This window comes from Litchfieldella anticariensis FP35 = DSM 16096 (assembly GCF_000409775.1).
GTDB lineage: Bacteria > Pseudomonadota > Gammaproteobacteria > Pseudomonadales > Halomonadaceae > Litchfieldella > Litchfieldella anticariensis.
Genome location: NZ_KE332377.1, coordinates 44,264 through 64,490, shown reverse-complemented (window position 1 = coordinate 64,490; position 20,227 = coordinate 44,264). Strand labels below are relative to the sequence as shown.

Annotated in this window: 17 protein-coding genes; 4 read left to right on the top strand and 13 right to left on the bottom strand. The window is 59.6% G+C overall.

Annotated features, from left to right (window positions below):
- Positions 1 to 125 precede the first annotated feature (125 nt).
- Genes fdhF through L861_RS00270 form a run of 3 tightly spaced genes read left to right on the top strand, consistent with a single transcriptional unit; the run spans position 126 to position 4,093 of the window.
- Positions 126 to 3,002: a formate dehydrogenase subunit alpha gene (gene fdhF, locus L861_RS00280; RefSeq protein WP_016414517.1), complete on the top strand. Its 2,877-nt coding sequence runs from the start codon at positions 126 to 128 to the stop codon at positions 3,000 to 3,002.
- Positions 2,999 to 3,835 carry a formate dehydrogenase accessory sulfurtransferase FdhD gene (gene fdhD, locus L861_RS00275; protein WP_016414516.1) on the top strand — a complete coding sequence of 279 codons (837 nt, stop codon included), beginning with the start codon at positions 2,999 to 3,001 and terminating at the stop codon, positions 3,833 to 3,835. Before fdhF ends, fdhD begins: the two co-directional genes overlap by 4 nt.
- Before the next feature lie 21 nt (positions 3,836 to 3,856).
- Positions 3,857 to 4,093 (top strand): formate dehydrogenase subunit delta, encoded by a 237-nt coding sequence (locus L861_RS00270; RefSeq protein ID WP_016414515.1) that lies wholly within the window; start codon positions 3,857 to 3,859, stop codon positions 4,091 to 4,093.
- Positions 4,094 to 4,156: 63 nt separating this feature from the next.
- Here L861_RS00270 and L861_RS00265 read toward each other — a convergent pair whose 3' ends face one another.
- From L861_RS00265 to hemA, 13 genes are all read right to left on the bottom strand, one after another.
- Positions 4,157 to 4,729 carry a glycine zipper 2TM domain-containing protein gene (locus L861_RS00265; protein WP_016414514.1) on the bottom strand — a complete coding sequence of 191 codons (573 nt, stop codon included), beginning with the start codon at positions 4,727 to 4,729 and terminating at the stop codon, positions 4,157 to 4,159.
- Between the two features lie 268 nt (positions 4,730 to 4,997).
- The gene (locus L861_RS00260) at positions 4,998 to 6,290 is read right to left on the bottom strand and encodes an NAD(P)/FAD-dependent oxidoreductase (protein WP_016414513.1); all 1,293 of its coding nucleotides are present in this window, start codon (positions 6,288 to 6,290) and stop codon (positions 4,998 to 5,000) included.
- 140 nt (positions 6,291 to 6,430) lie between these two features.
- Positions 6,431 to 7,798 carry a glutamine synthetase family protein gene (locus tag L861_RS00255; RefSeq protein WP_016414512.1) on the bottom strand — a complete coding sequence of 456 codons (1,368 nt, stop codon included), beginning with the start codon at positions 7,796 to 7,798 and terminating at the stop codon, positions 6,431 to 6,433.
- A gap of 83 nt (positions 7,799 to 7,881) precedes the next feature.
- Entirely contained in the window at positions 7,882 to 8,946 is a 1,065-nt protein-coding gene (locus L861_RS00250; protein WP_016414511.1) for an ABC transporter substrate-binding protein, read from the bottom strand.
- A gap of 42 nt (positions 8,947 to 8,988) precedes the next feature.
- Positions 8,989 to 9,786 (bottom strand): ABC transporter permease, encoded by a 798-nt coding sequence (locus L861_RS00245; RefSeq protein WP_016414510.1) that lies wholly within the window; start codon positions 9,784 to 9,786, stop codon positions 8,989 to 8,991.
- Positions 9,783 to 10,700, bottom strand: coding sequence for an ABC transporter permease (locus L861_RS00240; protein WP_016414509.1), 918 nt, complete (start codon positions 10,698 to 10,700; stop codon positions 9,783 to 9,785). Before L861_RS00240 ends, L861_RS00245 begins: the two co-directional genes overlap by 4 nt.
- Before the next feature lie 10 nt (positions 10,701 to 10,710).
- Positions 10,711 to 11,853 (bottom strand): ABC transporter ATP-binding protein, encoded by a 1,143-nt coding sequence (locus L861_RS00235; protein ID WP_016414508.1) that lies wholly within the window; start codon positions 11,851 to 11,853, stop codon positions 10,711 to 10,713.
- Between the two features lie 45 nt (positions 11,854 to 11,898).
- Entirely contained in the window at positions 11,899 to 13,191 is a 1,293-nt protein-coding gene (locus tag L861_RS00230; protein WP_016414507.1) for an NAD(P)/FAD-dependent oxidoreductase, read from the bottom strand.
- Between the two features lie 399 nt (positions 13,192 to 13,590).
- Positions 13,591 to 14,346, bottom strand: a complete 756-nt coding sequence (locus L861_RS00225; RefSeq protein WP_016414505.1) for a HesA/MoeB/ThiF family protein — start codon at positions 14,344 to 14,346, stop codon at positions 13,591 to 13,593.
- Positions 14,347 to 14,367: 21 nt separating this feature from the next.
- Positions 14,368 to 14,868, bottom strand: coding sequence for an Lrp/AsnC ligand binding domain-containing protein (locus L861_RS00220; protein WP_016414504.1), 501 nt, complete (start codon positions 14,866 to 14,868; stop codon positions 14,368 to 14,370).
- A gap of 193 nt (positions 14,869 to 15,061) precedes the next feature.
- The gene (gene prmC, locus L861_RS00215; protein WP_016414503.1) at positions 15,062 to 15,904 is read right to left on the bottom strand and encodes a peptide chain release factor N(5)-glutamine methyltransferase; all 843 of its coding nucleotides are present in this window, start codon (positions 15,902 to 15,904) and stop codon (positions 15,062 to 15,064) included.
- Complete coding sequence (prfA, locus tag L861_RS00210) at positions 15,904 to 16,989, bottom strand: peptide chain release factor 1 (RefSeq protein WP_016414502.1); 1,086 nt, start codon at positions 16,987 to 16,989, stop codon at positions 15,904 to 15,906. Before prfA ends, prmC begins: the two co-directional genes overlap by 1 nt.
- Positions 16,990 to 17,017: 28 nt before the next feature.
- Positions 17,018 to 18,289 (bottom strand): glutamyl-tRNA reductase, encoded by a 1,272-nt coding sequence (gene hemA, locus L861_RS00205; protein WP_016414501.1) that lies wholly within the window; start codon positions 18,287 to 18,289, stop codon positions 17,018 to 17,020.
- Positions 18,290 to 18,456: 167 nt separating this feature from the next.
- Between hemA and L861_RS00200 the strand changes: the two genes are divergently transcribed.
- On the top strand, positions 18,457 to 20,190 hold the full coding sequence (locus L861_RS00200; RefSeq protein ID WP_016414500.1) for a tetratricopeptide repeat protein: 1,734 nt from the start codon (positions 18,457 to 18,459) through the stop codon (positions 20,188 to 20,190).
- Positions 20,191 to 20,227 lie beyond the last annotated feature (37 nt).

Below are 20,227 nucleotides of genomic sequence, written 5' to 3'. Positions count from 1 at the left end.
GGCGAAATCAGCCGAAAAAGCGGAGTTTACGAGCTTGTAAATGAGTATTTTGAGGCTGATTTCAACGCAGCATGGCCGAGCGCAGTAGTTTGTAAACACCCTCTTAGCGGACGGAGACCAAATTAATGTTACAACATTTCGACCCGAATAAAGACTATGGAACTCCCGCCCGGCTGTCAGAGACTCTCGTCAGCCTAGAGATCGATGGCACCACGATCACCGTTCCCGAGGGGACGTCGGTGCTGCGTGCCGCAGCACTGGCCGACATCAACATTCCCAAGCTGTGCACCTCCGATAACCTCGAAGCGTTCGGCTCTTGCCGCCTGTGCGCCGTGCAGATCGCGGGCAAGCGCGGTTACCCGGCCTCCTGCACCACCCCGGTGGAAGCCGGCATGAAAGTAACCACCCAGAACGCCAGCCTGGCCAAGCTACGCCGCAATATCATGGAGCTGTACATCTCCGATCACCCGCTGGACTGCCTGACCTGTCCGGCCAACGGCGACTGCGAACTGCAGGACATGGCTGGGGCCGTGGGCCTACGCGAAGTCCGCTACGGCTTCGAGGGCGAGAACCATCTGGTAGCCGAAAAGGACCTCTCCAATCCTTACTTCGCTTTCGATCCCAGCAAGTGCATCGTCTGCTCGCGTTGCGTGCGTGCCTGCGAGGAGGTCCAGGGCACCTTCGCATTGACCATCGATGGCCGAGGTTTCGATTCCAAGGTCTCGCCCGGGCAGGACGAAGCCTTCATGGACTCGGAGTGCGTCTCTTGCGGTGCTTGCGTGCAGGCCTGCCCCACCGCGACGCTGATGGAAAAGAGCGTGGTCGAGATGGGACAACCCGAGCACAGCGTAATCACGACTTGCGCCTACTGCGGCGTTGGCTGCTCATTCAAGGCCGAGATGAAAGGCGACCAGGTCATCCGCATGGTGCCGTACAAGGGTGGTGACGCCAATCATGGCCATTCCTGCGTCAAGGGCCGTTTCGCCTTCGGCTACGCCACTCATCAGGATCGTCTCAAGTCGCCCATGATTCGCGATGCCATCGATCAACCGTGGCGCGAGGTCAGTTGGGAAGAAGCGATCGCCTTTGCCGCCAAGCGCCTCAAGGATGTCCAGGCCAAGCATGGCCGCGACAGCATCGGCGGCATTACCTCGTCACGCTGCACCAACGAGGAAACCTATCTGGTGCAGAAGCTGGTACGCGCCGCCTTCGGCAACAACAACACCGACACGTGCGCCCGGGTCTGCCATTCACCGACCGGGTTCGGCCTCAAGACCACCCTTGGCGAATCGGCTGGCACCCAGACCTTCGACTCGGTGATGAAGGCCGACGTGATCATCGTGATCGGTGCCAACCCCACCGACGCTCATCCGGTATTCGGCTCGTTGATGCGCCGTCGCTTGCGCGAAGGCGCCCAACTGATCGTCGCCGACCCGCGGCGCATCGACCTGCTCGCCACCCCGCACCTCAAGGAAGCCCAGCACCTGGCGCTGCGCCCCGGCACCAATGTGGCACTGATCAATGCGCTCGCCCATGTCGTGATCGCCGAAGGCCTGGAAGACGAGGAGTTCATCGCCAGCCGCTGCGACGACGACGCCTACCGCGCCTGGCGCAACTTCATTCTCGAAGAGCGTCATGCCCCGGAACGAGTCGAGGAAATCACCGGCGTACCGGCCGCAGCCGTGCGGCGTGCTGCACGCACCTATGCGGCGGCTCCCAACGGGGCTATCTACTATGGCCTGGGGGTAACCGAACATAGCCAGGGTTCGACCATGGTCATGGGCATCGCCAACCTGGCACTGGCCACCGGCAATATCGGCCGCGAAGGTGTCGGCGTGAACCCGCTGCGCGGCCAGAACAACGTCCAGGGCTCCTGCGACATGGGCTCCTTCCCCCACGAACTGCCTGGCTATCAGCACGTCTCCGACGCGCTTTCCCGCCGTCGCTTCGAACAAGCCTGGGGGGTGCCCCTCGACGACGAACCGGGGTTGCGTATCCCCAACATGTTCGATGCTGCCATTGCCGGCACCTTCAAGGCGCTCTATGTTCAGGGCGAGGACATCGCCCAATCCGATCCCAATACCCAGCACGTCGAGACCGCCCTCAAGTCCCTCGACTGCCTGATCGTGCAGGACATTTTCCTCAACGAGACGGCCAAGTTCGCCCACGTGCTGCTTCCGGGCTCCTCTTTCCTGGAGAAGAACGGCACCTTCACCAATGCCGAGCGACGCATCAACCGCGTGCGCAAGGTCATGCCGCCGGTCGCGGGCAAGGAAGACTGGGAAGTCACCGTCGACCTGGCCAATGCCCTGGGCTATCCCATGGACTACCGCCATCCTTCCGAGATCATGGACGAAATCGCCAGTCTGACCCCGACCTTTACCGGCGTCAGCTATGACAGGCTCGACGAGCTCGGCAGTATCCAGTGGCCATGTAACGGCGACCACCCTATCGGTACCCCTACCATGCACGTCGATGACTTCCCCATCGGCCGTGGCCAGTTCGCCATCACTGAGTATGTCGCTACCCAGGAGCGCACCACCAGCCGCTTCCCGCTGCTGCTGACCACTGGGCGTATCCTGTCGCAGTACAATGTCGGAGCCCAGACCCGACGCACCGACAACCAGGCCTGGCATGCCGAGGATGTGCTGGAGGTGCACCCCCACGATGCCGAGGTTCGCGGCATCCGCGATGGCGATTGGCTGGGTATTTCCAGCCGCGCCGGCCAGACGGTACTGCGCGCCAGGATCAGCGAGCGCATGCTGCCGGGCGTGGTCTACACCACCTTCCACCACCCCGGCAGCGGTGCCAACGTGATCACCACCGACAGCTCCGACTGGGCGACCAACTGTCCCGAGTACAAGGTGACCGCCGTACAGGTGGAAAAAGTCAGTCAGCCATCCATATGGCAACGACAGTTCCATACCTTTGACAAGCTGCAGCACCGCTTGCTCAACGGCCATAACGATCAGGCCGTCGTCACGAGTGGTGTCAATCGATGACATTGCCGACCCTGAGCCGTATCAGCAGCCGGATCCCGGTGGACATCCGCCGGGGCAAGGATGCGGTGCCAGCCTCCGCCGCTGACGACATCGCTACCGAAGTCCCGGTGGCACTGGTCTATAACGGCATCTCACATGCCGTGATGATGGCCACGCCCGCCGATCTCGAGGACTTTGCACTGGGGTTCAGCCTGTCCGAGGGCATTCTTCAACATCACGATGAACTCTATGGCGTCGACATCCACACGGAAGACAAAGGCATCGCGGTACACCTGCACATCAGTGCCCAGCGTCAGGCCGAGCTCAAGTTACGCCGCCGCAATTTGACCGGTCGTACCGGCTGCGGGCTGTGTGGCAGTGAGTCGCTGGAACAGGCGATTCGTCCGATACCAACGGTTCGGGCACCTGGCCTCAGAGACAGTGCGATCCAGCATGCCCTGAGCGAGCTGCATCGACACCAGCCACTGCAGGCCGAGACAGGTGCTTGCCACGCCGCCGCCTGGTGCGATCTGGACGGCCACATCCAACTGGCGCGAGAGGATGTCGGGCGTCATAACGCCCTGGACAAGCTGATCGGCGCCATGAGGCGGGAAAATCGGATACCTGGAGAGGGGTTTGCTCTGGTTTCGAGCCGGGCAAGTTACGAGATGGTACACAAGAGCTGCAGTGTCGGTATCGGCGCGCTGGTGGCCATCTCGGCCCCCACCTCACTGGCGATCGAGCAGGCACGCCACGCCGGATTGATGCTGGTTGGCTTCGCCCGTTCCGGGCGCCATGTGATCTACCAGTCACCCACTTGGCACGAGCCACAACGCACACTCGTTTCCCACTAATTCCGACCCAAGGTATTTCCCATGAGCCAGGATTCACTCGCTACCCTGATCCAGATGGCAAACCAGATCGCCGACAACCATCGCTACCACGGCAGCGATGAAGCGGCTGCCGAGCACGTGGCGACCCACTTGAAGAAATTCTGGGCCCGCAGCATGAAGCGGCAATTGATCGAGGGCGCGGGCCGAGACGCTTCCCAGCTCAGCCCGGTGGTCAAGCTCGCCGTCAAGCGATTGGCCAGCCACCAATCTGACTGCTAGAGGGGCTCGGGCATGCCCAGGGGCCGGAAGCCGCGGCTGAACCGCCCGAGCGATTGAATACGATCACCCCTGCGAGGCCACGGCCTGTGCCTGGCCGGCATGCCACTGGGGCTCGCCCTCATGCATCAGCACTTGGCTGCCTTGAGGGGCTTCATCGAGGCGCACGCTGTATACCTGGCCTTCGTAGCGATATTCGACGTCATATCCCAGATGTTGCTGCTGGGTATCGACCACGGTATGACACTGACGCTGGGTGGTCGTGGTGGTCTGCCCAGCTTCAATACGCTCCTGCACTTCGCGACCAGCGAAGCCGCCGCCCACGGCACCGGCCACCGTGGCGATCTTCTTGCCACTGCCACCACCAATCTGGTTGCCCAACAAGCCACCGACGATAGCCCCTGCCGCCGTACCCACGATGCGATGGGGATCGCGAGTGGGCGCACGCTGACTGACTACCACGTTCTCGCATACTTCACGCGGGGCTTCGACAGTACGCGTGGCCGCGTTGACACTGAGAATATCGGCATACACCGGTTCAGGCTCTCTGTCGAAAGTCTGCACCTGGTAGGCCCCCACCGCCAGGCCACCCAGGCCCAGCACTGCCAACGTACTGCCGATCACGATTGACTTGTTCATCGTCCGCCTCCTTGATGCATCACGACATCACTGTCTCGGGCAGCTTGCCACGCCATGTAGCACGCCTATCCACTCTTATCGGAAGCGTCGACTCCAAGCGGTGAAGACTAGGTAGTGAATGACGAATGATGCATCCGGCATCAGCGCATTCATGATGAGAATTGCACGAAGTATAACCGTCTCGGTCCAGCCAGGAAGACCAGGCAGTAGTTTTTGAACACTGTTTTCACAATCATGGAAGACGTGTCGCTAGATCCAGACAGCTCCATCATACCCCCAGTGCATCTCTCGTCCGATAATACCAGGCCCCCATGGCCGATAGCGGTACACGCAATATCCGCCCTCCAGGGAACGGTAGGTGCGGCAAGCCGGCAAAGGCATCGAAACGCTCGCTTTGCCCGTTCATGACCTCGGCGATCAGGCGACCTGCCAAGTGTGAACAGGTGACACCATGCCCGGAATAGCCCTGTGCGTAATAGACATTTCCGTTGAGCACCCCGAAATGCGGTAGACGGTTGAGCATCAGCAGGAAGTTACCGCTCCACGCGTAGTCGATCTTCACCCCCTTGAGTTGGGGGAACGTGGTTTCGAGCTTGGGTCGAATCACACTTTCGATGCTCGAGGGATCTTGTCCACCGTAATTGACACCCCCGCCATAGATCAGGCGGCGATCCGCGGACAGGCGAAAATAATCGAGCAGGTAATTACAGTCTTCCACCGCCATGTCGTTCGGTAACAGCTCGCGCGCCACCGCTTCATCGAGTGGCTCGGTGGTAACGATCTGGGTACCGCAGGGCATGGCCTTACCTTCAAGCGGAGGGATCAGCTTGTTCATATAGGCATTGCCGGCCAGTACCACTCGCTCGGCACTCACCATGCCCTGTGGCGTACGCAACCGGACCGGCTCGCCGTGAATCAGTTCGGTGACTGGCGTTTGTTCATGAATCACCCCACCCAGCGACTCGAAGGCTGCGGCCTGGCCCAGCACCAGGTTGAGCGGATGAAGATGACCGCCAGAGTGATCGACCAGGGCGCCAACATAGCGATCCGTACCAACTTCACGGCGACATTCCCGACCTTCCAGCAACTCGAGACGGTCATGACCAAAGCGTTCCCACAGCGACTTGTGCTCGATCAATGCCATGAGTTGCTTGGCATTGCAGGCGGCAAACAGGTTGCCATCCTTGAGATCGCACTGGATAGCGTACTGCGCAATTCGCTCGCGAATGATGCGATTGCCCTCGAAGGCCATATCACCCAGTGCACGCGCCGTCTCGGTACCGTATTTGGCTTCGATCACGTCCATGTCGCGGCTGTAGCTATTGACGATCTGCCCACCGTTACGTCCCGAGGCCCCATATCCGACCCGAGCAGCTTCCAGCACCACGACCTTGGCCCCCTTCTCGGCCAAATGCAGCGCTGAGGAGATACCGGTAAAACCGGCTCCCACGACACAGACATCACACCGGATCTCACCCTCCAAAGCCGGGCGCGACGGGCCAGGGTTGGCCGAGGCTGCATAGTAGGACGCCACGTGCTGAGTAACTGAAGTCATGCTCATGGAAGCCTCCGAATGTTTATTTTATTCAACAAAACTGAGGCGATATTACGCTATACCACAGTAAACACGCAACATACTGGTATATAATACTCACCACGCATAATGACTTGTGGTTGCCACCATGCGTCGATGACAGGACATCAAACTCTCAGCAGCAGATGTTCACGCTCCCAGGAACTGATGACCTGGAAGTACGCCTTGTGCTCGGCCCGCTTGACTGCCAGATAGCTATTGGTGAAGCGTTCTCCCAGCAGGTCAGCCAACGGCTTGCAAGCATGCAAGGCGTCCAACGCCGGTCCAATATCATCGGGCAGTTTGTCGCCCCCTGACCAGGCCGAGCCTACCATCGGAGGACGAGGTTCGATCTGGCTGAGCATGCCCAGGTAGCCACAGGCAAGCGATGCCGCCATGACCAGATAGGGGTTGGCATCGGCCCCGGCCAGTCGGTTCTCGACCCGAGTGCCCTGCGGCGACGATACCGGCACCCGCAAGCCTACGGTGCGGTTATCCAACCCCCACTCCACGTTGACCGGCGCCGAACCGCTGTGTTCGCTGCGCATCAAACGACGATAGGAGTTGACGTTGGGTGCAAAGAACGGCATCGCCGCCGGCAGGTACTTCTGAAGACCGCCAATGAAATGATGGAACAAACGGCTAGGTTGCCCATCATCTCCAGCGAATACGTTATGCTCGTTATCGAGATCCATCAGACTCTGATGAATATGCATGGAGCTGCCCGGCTCGTTGGCCATCGGCTTGGCCATGAAGGTCGCATACATGTCGTGGCGCAACGCCGTCTCACGTAGCGTACGCTTGAACATCACCACCTGATCGGCCAAGGTCAATGGGTCGCCATGCTGGAAGTTGACCTCCATCTGACCGGCGCCTTCCTCGTGGATCAAGGTATCCAGGTCGAGATCCATGGCCTCGCAGTAGTCGTACATCTCCTCGAATAACGGATCGAATTCATTGACTGCATCGATGGAAAACGACTGACGACTGCTTTCCTGGCGCCCTGAACGACCGATTGGCGGTTCGAGGGGATAGTCGGAGTCAGTGTTGGTCTTGACCAGGTAGAACTCCACCTCTGGCGCGACTACGGGCTTCCAGCCACGTGCCGCATAGAGATCCAGCACCCGCTTGAGAACATGGCGCGGCGACAGTTCCACCGGCTCACCAGTCAGATAGTAGCAATCGTGAATGATCTGGGCCGTGGGATCCTCCGCCCAAGGCACCAGATAGACAGCCTGCGGGTCAGGAATCAGTTCCATGTCCCGTTCGGCGGGGTTCCAGAAGCGGATGTCTTCATCGTCCGGATACCCCCCGGTGACGGTCTGGATGAAGATCGAATCCGGCAGTCGTGGCCGGCCTCCGTTAAGGTACTTGTTGGCGGGCATGATCTTGCCCTTGAGAATGCCGGTCAGATCCGTGACCAAACATTCCACTTCGGTGATGCCGTGGGCATTGAACCAGTCATTCAGCCCTGGCTCGTCTTGACGGTTACTCATACGGGATTCCTTGATGGACAGCATGGGGTGATACCGCTCCGGGCTGCATCACCCCTGGTTCCAGTGAGTCCGGAACCGATCGCTCAGCGAGCCTGAACCTCAGACCAGAGCTGCTGGAAGGTCTGAAGCTGCTCGCCGGAAAGACTGGGTGTAAAACGCAGCCGCTCCATATCCTCCTCGCTGGGTTGCACCGGCGGCTCGGTCAGCACCTCGTCTAGGTGAGGCTTGGCCGCTGCATTGGGGCTGGAATAGTAGTTGTAGTTGGAGAGTTGAGCGCCGATCTCGGCATCGAGGATGAAATCGATGAATTTATGCGCCATATCGGGGTTCGGTGCTTCGGACGGAATCATCATGGAATCGACCCACATTTCCGCGCCTTCGTCGGGCAGCATGAAGTCAATGGTGGCGAAGGTCTCTGGATCCTCATCCTTGAAGAACAGGTAGTCGCCGTTGTAACTGAGGGCGACATGCGTCACGCCGCGAGCCACCTGCTGCAGGGCGGGTGTGCCATCGGAAAAACCACTGAAGTTGTTGCGGCCCTTGGTCTCGATCAGCAAGCGTGCCGCCTCACGCCAGGCATCCATGTCAGTGCAATCATAGCCATGCCCTAGGTAGGCACACGCCGCCCCCATGCTGACCTGGCCATCACCCATTAGTGCGAAGGGATGACTCGGATTGACCTCGCTGTCGAACAAGAGCGACCAACTCTTTGGAGCATCAGGGAACGTCTCGGTGTTGTAGATGATCCCCGTCGTTCCCCATTGATAGGGCGCGGTGTATTCACCACCCGGATCGTACGCCGGGTCACGGAACCGCTCCATCACGTTATCCAGGTTCGAAAGCTTCGACTTGTCGAGCGGCTGCACCAGGCCCGTCTCGATCAGGCGCGGCACATAATAGTTGGACGGCACGATGATGTCGTACTGGGAGACACCGCCAGCGTTGAGCTTGGCAAACATTTCCGGCAGGGAGTTGAAGTAATTCTGCACCACATCGACATCATACTTCTCCTCGAAGGCCGTGATGATCGCCGGGTCCATGTATTCCGTCCAGTTGAACAGGTACAGCTTGTTCTCCTGGGCCTGCACCGTTCCCGCCAACAACAAGCCGCTTAGGGAAACGGCCAACCCCGTCGTGATTGTTTTCATGATTCGCTCTCCTTTGATCCCCTTTGGTATGATTCCGCCGGCCTAGCGCTGCCGGCGGTAGCTGAATATCAAACTCAACACAGCGGCAATCGCCACCGCACCAATCATCAGTGTGGCAATGGCATTGATTTCGGGTGACACCCCCTTCTTGATCGCCCCCCAGATGTAGATCGGCAAGGTTGCACTCTCAGGGCCGGCGGTAAAGAAGCTGATCACGAAGTCATCGATCGACAGTGTGAACGACAGGAAAAAGGCCGAGAGCAATGCCGGCTTGATGGTCGGCAACATGAAGTGCAGCGCACGTTGCCATGGCGAGGCATACAGATCCTTGGCTGCTTCGAACAACGAGGGGTCGAGACCGACGAAGCGCGAATAGACGATCAGCGCCACGAACGGTATCTGGAAGGTCACATGGGCGATGATCATGGTCTCGATGCCGGGCTGCAATATGCCGGTCAGGCGGTGGATCTGAACGAAAAAGGTCATTTCGGAGATACCGAAGACGATGTCCGGCAGCACTATCGGTAGATAGATCAATACGATCAGCCAGCCAAGCTTGCGATGACGATGGCGGTACATGCCGTAACCGATCAAGCAGCCGATCACCAGCGCAATCACCGATGATGTGATCGCCAGGACCATACTGTTGGCGAACGCCGATAGAATCTCCTCGTTGCCCAGCAGGCGCCGATACCAGCGTAGCGAGATACCGGTGAAATGGGCGGCGCTGTTGGCGGAGTTGAAGGAAAACACCATCACCACTACCAACGGCAGGTAAAGGAATACAAGGGTCAGCCACCAGAAGACACCCAGGCCGCGTTGCAGCGTGCGCTTTTTCATATCACCACCTCCTCGCCGCCGCCCAGGCGCTTGCCAACACGCCGCATGGCGAACAATCCAATGAAGGTGGCGATCAGCATCAGGATCGCGCCAGCGGCACCCAACGGCCAGTTGGCACTGCCGGCGAACTGGTTGGCCACCAGATTGCCCAGCATCATGCCCTTACCACCCCCCAGCAGTTCGGGAATCACGTACATGCCGAAAGCGGGAATTGCCACCAGCACCGTTCCCGCCAGCAATCCCGGCAAGGTCTGGGGAAACACCGCATGCCAGAAAGCGCGTACCGGCGAAGCGTAGAGATCCTGGGCAGCTTGCACCTGCGCCGTGTCGAGTTTCTCGAAGGCGGCATATAACGGTAACACCATGAATGGCAGGAAGTTGTAGACCAGCCCCAGGGTTACCGCGAAATTGGAGGGATAAAGCCCCATGTTGGGGTTGATCAGCCCCACCGACTCGGCCAGGCCGGCAAGCGGTGTCCCCGGTGCCAGCAGGTTCATCCAGCCAAAGGTCCGGATCACCTGATTGGTCCAGGACGGCACCACGACGACCAACAGCATGATCGGTCGCCACTTTTCGCGGCAGGTAGTAATGTAATAGGCGATCGGATAAGCGATCACTACCACCAACGCGGTCGACACCAGCGTCTGCCACAGTGAGCGCAGCAAGGTATAGAGATTGCCCGGGCTCCAACCGAGAAAACCGAAACCTGCCAGGCGCCGGAACGAGTCCAGTGAAAGCGGCATCTCGGGTAGACCGTAAGGACCGGTGGTCATGAAGGCCACGCCCATCAAATAGGCACTGGGCAGGACCAGAAATACGAAGATCCAGATTGCGCCGGGCGCCACCGTGAACAGCAGATGACGGGACTCAGCAACCAAGGCGCGGCTGCGTAACGCCATACTTGTCTCAGCCATGCGTGATCTCCTAGGCAGCGACTCGAACGAGGTCTTCGGGACAGACACTGATCGTGACCCGGTCGTCCACCGCATGCAGCCGCTGCCCCAGGTTACTGGCCACCGCCATCAGCGTCACGCCATTGACTTCCAGGCGGTACTCGATGCGGCTACCACGGTAGAGCCGCTCCTTTACGATCCCTTCGAGCCGGTTGTAGCCCGCGGGCACATCGCCCCCCAGCTCCAGCGTCTCGGGACGAATGAGTAGCCACCCCTGCTGTTCGGATCGCTGCTGGGCAGGATCGAGTTGCAGACGCCCTAGGTCTGTATCCACCCAGTTGTCGGCACTGCGCTGGATGGCGAACAGGTTGTCATGCCCCATGAAGCGGGCGACGAAGGCATTGACCGGATGTTCGTAGACTTCGCTAGGCGTGCCCACCTGCTGGATGATACCGCTGTCGAGCACCGCGATTCGGTCCGACATCACCATGGCTTCGTCCTGATCGTGCGTCACGAAGACGAAGGTCATGCCAAGACGCTTCTGGATGCGCTGCAGCTCCACCTGAAGCTGACCCCGCAGACCGGCATCGAGCGCCGATAACGGCTCGTCCAGCAGCAGCACGTTGGGCTCGCAAATCAAGGCACGGGCCAAGGCGATGCGTTGCCGTTGCCCTCCCGATAGCCGGTCGACGCGCCGCTCGACCAGATCGCCTAGTTGAATGAAATCAGCGATCTCAGCAACCTTGGCCTTGCGCTGTTCAAGGGGGATACCCTGCATGCGCAGGCCGAAGGCCAGGTTATCGCGCACTGAGAGATGCGGAAAAAGAGCGTAGGATTGAAAGACAGTGTTGACGCTGCGCTTATGCGGCGGAGTATCGGTGATATCGCGGTCGCCGATTCTCAAGCTCCCGGCATCGGGTTCCTCGAGACCGGCCAGGATGCGCAGTAGCGTCGTCTTTCCGCATCCAGAGGGGCCCAGCAGGGTGAAGAACTCACCGGCTTCGATGGTCAGGTCGACGCCATCCAGAGCGATCGTGGTCTTGCCGAACCGCTTGTGCAGCCCCCGCAAATCGATCGATGACGCTTGGCGAACATCACGCCTGTCGATGTCGCGTGCCTGCGCCGTGCCCGGCTCTCGAGTGCCCGTGTCGGGCGCCATGGTGGAAGGGGTCATGGTTCCACTCTCCTGTTTCGTCGACATCAGGGCCACCCTTGGCTCTTACAGCCGATCACGCAATTTGTAGAACTGGGTCGCAAGGACCAGTAACGGCGTGCGCAGCCATTTGCCTCCAGGAAAGACTCGGTGAGGCATGGCGGCGAATACATCAAAACGCTCGCTCTGACCGGCAATGGTTTCGGCCAGCAATTTGCCGGCCAACCCAGCCAGCGACATACCGTGCCCAGAGTAGCCTTGGGCGTAATACAGGTTAGGTCCCAAACGGCCAAAGTCGGGAGCCCGGTTGAGGGTAATGGCGACCTCGCCCCCCCAGCGGTAATCGATTCCCACCCCTTGGAGTACGGGAAACAAGCGGGTCATCTTGGCATCCATGCGTGCCGGCAGGTTACGCGGTTCACGACCGTCGTAACTGACCTCGCCGCCATAGATCAGGCGACGATCGGCGGACAAGCGATAATAGTCGAGAACGAAGTTGGCATCGGCCAGGGCATCATTGCGGGGCAGGACACGGGCCACCTGTTCGGACGAGAGTGGCCGGGTGGCGATCATGTAATTGGCGGCACGCATGATACGGCCGTCGAGTTCCGGCACCAGCCCTTGCAGGTAGGCATTGGTAGCCACTACCAGGAAATCGGCGCTCACCTTGCCGCCTGGGGTGATCGCCTGCACGGGCTGTCCCTGGCGCACTTCGATGACAGGGCTGTGTTCGTGAATCGCGACCCCGGCGTCTTGCGCGGCCCGCGCTAGCCCCAAGGTATAGTTCAAGGGATGCAGGTGGCCACCTTCGGACTCGAACAGCGCGCCCGGATAGGCTTCGGTCACCACGCGCTCCCGAAGAGTATCGCCCTCCAGCCACTCTATGGCCGTATAGCCGTAACGTTCGGCCATTCTGGTCTGGAAAGCCTTGAGTTCTCGTACATGACGTGGCTTGACCGCGGCATGCAGATACCCCCAGGCGAGATCACAGGGAATCGCGTGTCGTTGGACCAATGACGCGGTCAAGCGCACCGACTCACGACTCATCTCCCAAATCTCGCGGGCGCGCTCCAGACCTAACGCTTTTTCCACCGTGGCGATATCCGTACCCAGCCCTGGCAGGATTTGCCCCCCACTGCGCCCAGACGCTCCGTAACCGATCTCTCCAGCCTCCAGTAGCACCACCGAATAGCCACGCTCGGCAAGGTGCAGCGCAGTAGAACAGCCAGTCACGCCGCCACCGATCACACAGACATCGGCACGAACGTCTACCGTCAGGAGGGGGCACGGGGAAAGCGTGACCGCGATGCTATCGCGGTAGTAGGAAACGGGTCGCTGAAGGAGAGTGGCAAGGGTCATACAGGATATCCTTGCAATGGGCAGCACCATAACGGTCTACCGATTATTGTTGTTGAATTCTTTCACCACGGCAGATGGCGAAGAAAGCCATGAAATCGACCTTTCTTGATATCCAAGTCTGACATCAAACCACCTTGCCATGTCAAGTATTCAATAACAAATAGTTTTCCTTGCGGCTATGTCAATCTCATCCAACACCCTATCAATAGCGCTCTACAGCTGAAAGAAAGGCCTCCAGCAATGTGATGCGGGCGACGATCACGACGCTTACCAACGACAAAGGGCGTCAAATAATGACCATCACCAAGAGGTAGTACTCGGCAAGATGACTGGGAAGGTAGCCCATATGGCACCGGTAAGAATCAAAAACGCCGTATCTTCGCGGTCCGAGGCCGCCTGTCACCGGCCACTGCAGACCGGGCAGGCCGGGTCACGGCGCACACGGAAGTGGCGCCATTCGCCGTGCAGCCCATCGAAGGTCGACAAGCCACGATGGACCTGGCCAGCACCACTGAGCAGTTTTACTGCCTCCAACGCTTGAAAGCTTCCGATCAACCCCACCAATGGCGCCACTACACCGTTTTCGGCACAGCGCAACTCGTCATCATTGGCCCCAGCGTCGCCTGGTGGATACAAGCAGGCATAGCATGGATTGTTCGGGTCGCGGGGGTCGAAGACTGCCAGTTGCCCGGAGAAACGGATCGCTGCACCGGAAATCAATGGTTTGCCAGCCAGTTGGCAGGCACGATTGATGGCGTAGCGACTGGAGAAGCGGTCGGTGCAGTCGAGGACCAAGTCGCATTCCGCCACCACTGTGTCCAAGCGCTCGCCTTCAAGGTGAGTCGTCAAGGTGCGGACCCTGCAGCCAGGATTGAGTGCCACAGCGGCCTCGCCAGCAGATTCAGCCTTGTTGCGTCCCAAGTCTGACTGGGTATGGGCGATCTGGCGTTGCAGGTTGGACAGTTCGACCTCATCGGCATCAGCCAATGTCAGACGCCCCACACCGGCCGCTGCCAGATAGAGAGCTACCGGTGATCCCAGCCCACCAGCACCGACGATCAATGCATGACTTTCAAGCAGTCTCTCTTGCCCTTCGATGTCGATGGCATCCAGCATGATCTGGCGACTGTAACGCAACAGCGCTTCGTCATTCATTGGCACGCGACACTCTCCCGCTTACTTGTCGTCGAACTGATCGGTATCAGGGATATACAGGGAAAACTCTTCCTTGACTTCTTCCATGACCACGTAACTCTTGGACTCCTTGACCCCCGGAAGCGTCAACACCACATCGCCGAGAAGCTGGCGATAGGCGGACATCTCGGGAATCCGGCACTTGAGGATATAATCGAACTGCCCCGATACCAGATGACACTCCTGGATCTGTGGCAGCTTGCTGACCGCCCGGCGAAATTCATCGAACACCGCCGGCGACTGGGTCTCCAGGCTGATCTCGACGAATACCAACAGATTGGCCTTCAGCGCCTTGGGATCGAGTACAGCCTTGTAGCCACGAATGATGCCGGCACGTTCGAGTCGCTTGACCCGCTCCAGGCAAGGGGTGGTGGACAAGCCAACCTGAGCGGCCAGGTCGACATAGGAAATGCGTGCATTTTCCTGCAGGCAACGCAGAATCTTCAGATCGATTCGGTCCAGCGAACGAGTCTTGGCTTTCATTGTAATGAGCAGTCCGGGCCAATGGCAGTTGAAGACAAAAAGACGGCAATATCATCCAATAAACATAGCCAATGTAGTTATATATAGCGCCATGCAAAGATATGCCAGCCATAGATAACTGATTTGCACACAGTCATCTTTAAGTATTATCACATGGGGTGGGCCTGGCTCCAGCACCTTCCCTTTCTCGGCTTCAACGCAGAGGCGCGCGTCCCAGGCTGACACGCTCACGCCTCCCCAGATCCTCGAGTGTCGACACCTCAGCATAGCCGTGGGCACACATGGCCTCGCGTACGGCTTCGCCTTGAGCCAAGCCATGTTCGAGCAACAGCCATCCCGAGGCTTCCAGATGTTCCGCGGCCTGTCGCACCAAGGCATTCAAGTCGCCCATACCAGCCTCGTCCGCCACCAGCGCCGAGCGGGGTTCGAAACGTACATCCCCCTGGCCCAGATGCGGATCGTCATCAGCAATATAGGGGGGATTGGACACGACTAGATCGAAGCGCTCCCCAGCCAGCTCGTCGAACCAGTCACTGACACGAAAACTGGCGTTGACGATCTTGTGACGTGCAGCGTTCTTGCTGGCCAAGGCAACGGCCGCTGGCTCACGATCGACACCCAGCACTTCCCACCTGGGACGCTCGACGGCAAAGGCCAAGGCAATGGCACCAGTGCCGGTGCCAAGATCAAGCAGCCGCCCCGAGTCACCAATCGCCTTCTCGAGAGCTGCCGCCACAAGAGTTTCGGTATCCGGGCGCGGGATCAGCGTTGCCGGTGTAGTGGTAAGCCGCAACCCCCAGAATTCACGCTCGCCAACCAGATAGGCTATTGGTTGGCCCTGTGCCCGCGCCGCGACCAAGGCGTCGAAACGCGCCCACGCAAAGCGCTCGACATCACGATCCCCCCAGGTATAGAGCCAGCTTCTCTCGACACCCAGCACATGGCACAACAGCACCTCGGCATCCAGGCGTGGGCTTGAAGAACCCGCCTGCTCGAGGCGGCGCGCAGCCCGCTGCAACAAGGTATCGATCTGCATCAGGAATCCTGCAATGCGGCCAGCTGTTCGGCCTGATATTCGTGAGTCAAGGGCTCGATCACTTCGCCCAACTCACCGGCTATGACCTCGCCGAGCTTATAGAGGGTCAGATTGATGCGGTGATCGGTAATTCTACCTTGGGGAAAGTTATAAGTGCGGATACGCTCGCTACGATCGCCGGACCCCACGAGTGAGCGCCGGGTATCAGCCTGCTGCTGACGCTGGCTGTCCATGGCGCTTTGCTTGAGACGCGCGGCCAGCAGCGACATCGCCTTGGCACGATTCTTGTGCTGACTGCGCTCTTCCTGGCATTCCACTACGACCCCGCTGGGCAAGTGGGTGATACGAATCGCCGAATCGGTGGTGTTGACGTGCTGGCCACCAGCACCACTGGAGCGGAACGTATCCACACGCAGGTCATTGGGATTGATTTCAATGTCACCCACATCATCGACTTCGGGCATTACCGCCACGGTGCATGCCGACGTGTGGATACGCCCCTGAGATTCGGTGGCCGGCACCCGTTGCACGCGATGTGCTCCAGACTCGAACTTGAGTCGCGCGTAGACACCCTCACCCTTGACTCGCGAGATAATCTCCTTGTACCCCCCTTGCTCGCCATGGCTGGCACTGATCACCTCGATCTTCCAACCCTGCTTCTCGGCGTAACGGGAATACATGCGAAACAGATCACCGGCGAACAATGCCGCCTCATCACCGCCGGTGCCGGCTCGAATCTCGAGAAAGACATTGCGCTTATCGTCGGGATCCTTGGGCACCAATAAACGCTTGAGTTCCTCCTCCAGTGCAGCGAGCCGCTCGCGGCCCTCTACCAGTTCCATTGCGGCGAGCTCACGCATCTCGACATCGCTGTCGCCGGCAAGCTGCTCGGCTGCTTCGATATCACCTTCCACTGCACGGTATTTCTGCCAGGTGGCCACCAAGGCCTCGAGTTCGGCGTATTCACGGGAATAATCGCGGAAGTTCGCCTGATCGGCGATCACGTCGGGTTCGGAGAGCAGGGCAGCAAGCTCTTCGAAACGCTCGTGAAAGGTGTCCAGGCGCTGGCGCAGTGTCGCTTTCATGAAGAGTCCTGTTGGTTGATGGCCGCGTTCAAGGGTCTTGGGATGGTGTCGCCGGATCGAGCAGCAGTGTCTCGGCGGCAGCAATGATGTCATGGCGCTCAGCACCCGATGCCTCACGCAACCGCGTCGTAGGACCATGCATCAGCTTGTTGGAGAGTTGGCGAGCTAAACGAGCCACGACCTTTTCCGGGTCATCTCCCTTGGCAAGTTGCGCAAGCGCCTGAGCCTCGACTGCAGCGCGCAATGCCTCGCCCTGCTCGCGGTAACGGCGGATCAGATCACCGGCACCGCGTACCCGGCGCTCGTGCTGCCAGTGGCCCACCCCATGCTCGATCAGTACCTCAGCCTGGTCGGCGGCCACCTGCCGATGTCGGCGATTCTCCTCAATCACCTCGTGCAGATCATCGACGGTATACAGAAAGACATCACTCAACTCGCCGACCTGCGGCTCGATATCCCTGGGAACGGCAATATCGACCATGAATATCGGGCGGTGACGACGCTTCTTGATGGCCCGTTCGACCATGCCCTTGCCGAGAATCGGCAACGGAGCAGCGGTCGAAGAGATCACGATATCGGCGCGCTCCAAGGCATGCGGAATCTCGTTGAGCGTAATGGCCTGGCCAGCGAATTCACCCGCTAACAGTTCGGCTCGTTCACGAGTCCGGTTGGCAACGATCAATTCGCGGATGCCAGCCTCACGCAAATGGCGCGCCACCAGCTCGATGGTCTCGCCGGCCCCGATCAGCAACGCCCGTTGATGCGAGAAATCATCAAAGATCCGGCTAGCCAGGCTAACCGCGGCATAGGCGACCGAGACTGGATTCTCGCCAATCCCGGTTTCGGTGCGCACCTGCTTGGCCACGGCGAACGTATGCTGAAACAACCGTTCGAGCTCACCTCCCAGCCCCTGATACTGGCGCGCCGACTGGTAAGCCTCCTTGAGTTGACCAAGGATCTGCGGCTCGCCAAGTACCATGGAGTCGAGCCCAACCGCCACCCGCATCAGGTGGCGAGCAGCTTCACCATCCTGATAATGATAAGCACTGCGTGTCAGTTGCTCGACACTCAGATTGTGGAAGCGGCTCAGCCACTCGAAAATGGCCTGCTCGCCCTCGGCCGAGGTCACGCAGTAGAGCTCGGTGCGATTGCAAGTCGACAACACCGCCGCTTCGCGCACCTCAGGCAGTGCCCGAAGCTCGGCAAGTGCCGTCTCAAGCTGGGTTGGCGTGAAGGCAACCTGCTCGCGCACCTCGATAGCAGCGGTCTTATGGTTGATTCCCAGAGCGAGAAGCGTCATTCAGTCAGAGTCTTGGCATCAGGAGTATTCAAGCGAGTCGCACGGTCGTATATCTTGCGAGGCGTTACATTCTACCACAGCCCCCGACAAGGATGGCCCCCTCAATGTCGTTGACCGCTCTTGCCAAGCCGTTATGCTGAGTGCTTGGCATAGTGAACGAGGCGAACATGCACGCACGCTTGATCCAGGCAGCTCGAGTAGTACCGGTAGCATTCCTTCTGAGTGGCTGCCAGGGCATGCCGACCTCCACCGAGACGGAACTCCACGACCCATTGAGCCATGCCCCTCCGGTTTCCCGCGGCCTGGATGCAAAAGGCTTGTCAACGTTGCTGATGGCGGAATTCTCCGGCCAACGCGGCGATTACCAGCAGGCCAGTCGCGGCTATCTCGAAGCGGCCGAGCGTTATGAATCGCTGGCCTTGGTCGAACGCGCGACCCTCGCCGCACGCTTTGCCAACGATTCCACACTGCTCGAGCAAAGCGCCAAACGTTGGCAAGCATTGGCACCGAATGCCGAAGCCCCTGCCCGTTTGCTGGCCAGCCTGGCCTTGCAGCGAGGAGACTGGCTGGCCAGCCTCGAACAGCGCCTGATGCTGAGCGAACGCGGCATCCACGGCGAATTGGCCACCTTTGCCGAACAGGCCATCGATCAAGGGGCTGACATCCCCCCCCTTCTTGAACGCCTGCATGAGTACTTGTCGCAAAACAGGACGAGCGACCAGCCACACCACTACGATGCGATCCTCGCCACGGCACTGCTGGAGGCCGCCAACGGAGAGCTCGCGCAGGCCGAGGCGCGCCTGGATGCCTTGGCGCGAAGCCACCCCGAGCTGCCAGCGCTCTGGCTGGCCAAGACCCGCATCGAACTGGAACGTGGCAACATCATCGCCGCACGCGATGCCGCACGCCAGGGCCTCGAAATCTCGCCCGATGATGGACGATTCATTCTGTTGGTAGCACAAACCGAACTACGTTTGGATAACGTCGAGGCGGCCAATGCCCAGATCGACGCCTTGCTCGAGCGCCATGCCGACAGCCAGGAACTGCGTGTGGCATTGGCGCGCTTGTACCTGGAAGAAGGCTACCCAGAGTCCGCCCGTCGCTTGTTGCTGCCACTGACCAGTACCGACGATACACCTCCCCCGGTCTTCACCCTGCTTGGTGCCATTGCCGAGGAAGAAGGCGAAATCGACAACGCCCTGCTCTACTATCGTCAAGTCCCCCCCGGTGATAGCTTTCTCCGGGCACGCCACCTCGCTGCCCAGATGCTGATCGATGACGACCGCTTGATGGATGCCCGCAACTTTCTGCGCATCGAGCGCTTGCGCCATGAGGAACAAGCCAACGAGTTGGTTGCCCTCGAGGTGGAACTGCTCGATCAACAGGGGCTCAGTGAGGATGCCGACGCCTTGCTGCGGCGCGAACTCGAGCATGCACCCAACAGCCACGAATTGCGCTACCTGCGCGCCATGCGCGCCTTCGGCAACGGTGACCTGGAGGCGATGGAGCGAGATCTGCGATACATCATCGAGCAGGATCCAAACCATGCCATGGCACTCAATGCCTTGGGTTATACCTTGACCGACATGACCAACCGTCACGAGGAGGCTCGCGAGCTGATCGAGAGAGCCTACCAACTGGCACCGGATAACGCCGCCATCCTCGACAGCATGGGCTGGGTCCACTACAAGCAAGGCGACTATGAAAGTGCTCTCACCTACCTGGAACGAGCCTATGCCGCCATGCCCGACCAGGAAGTTGCCGCCCACCTCGCCGAAGTCTTGTGGGCGCTGGGACGCGAGGAAGAAGCGCGTGCCATGATTTCCGAGAGCCTCAAACGCTACGAGGAGCGGCCGGTCGTCGACGACTTGCTCGAACGCATTCCCGAGCTGGCTCCTTGAACCACCCCATTCCCTGACCCGAGATCGAGACAGGCTC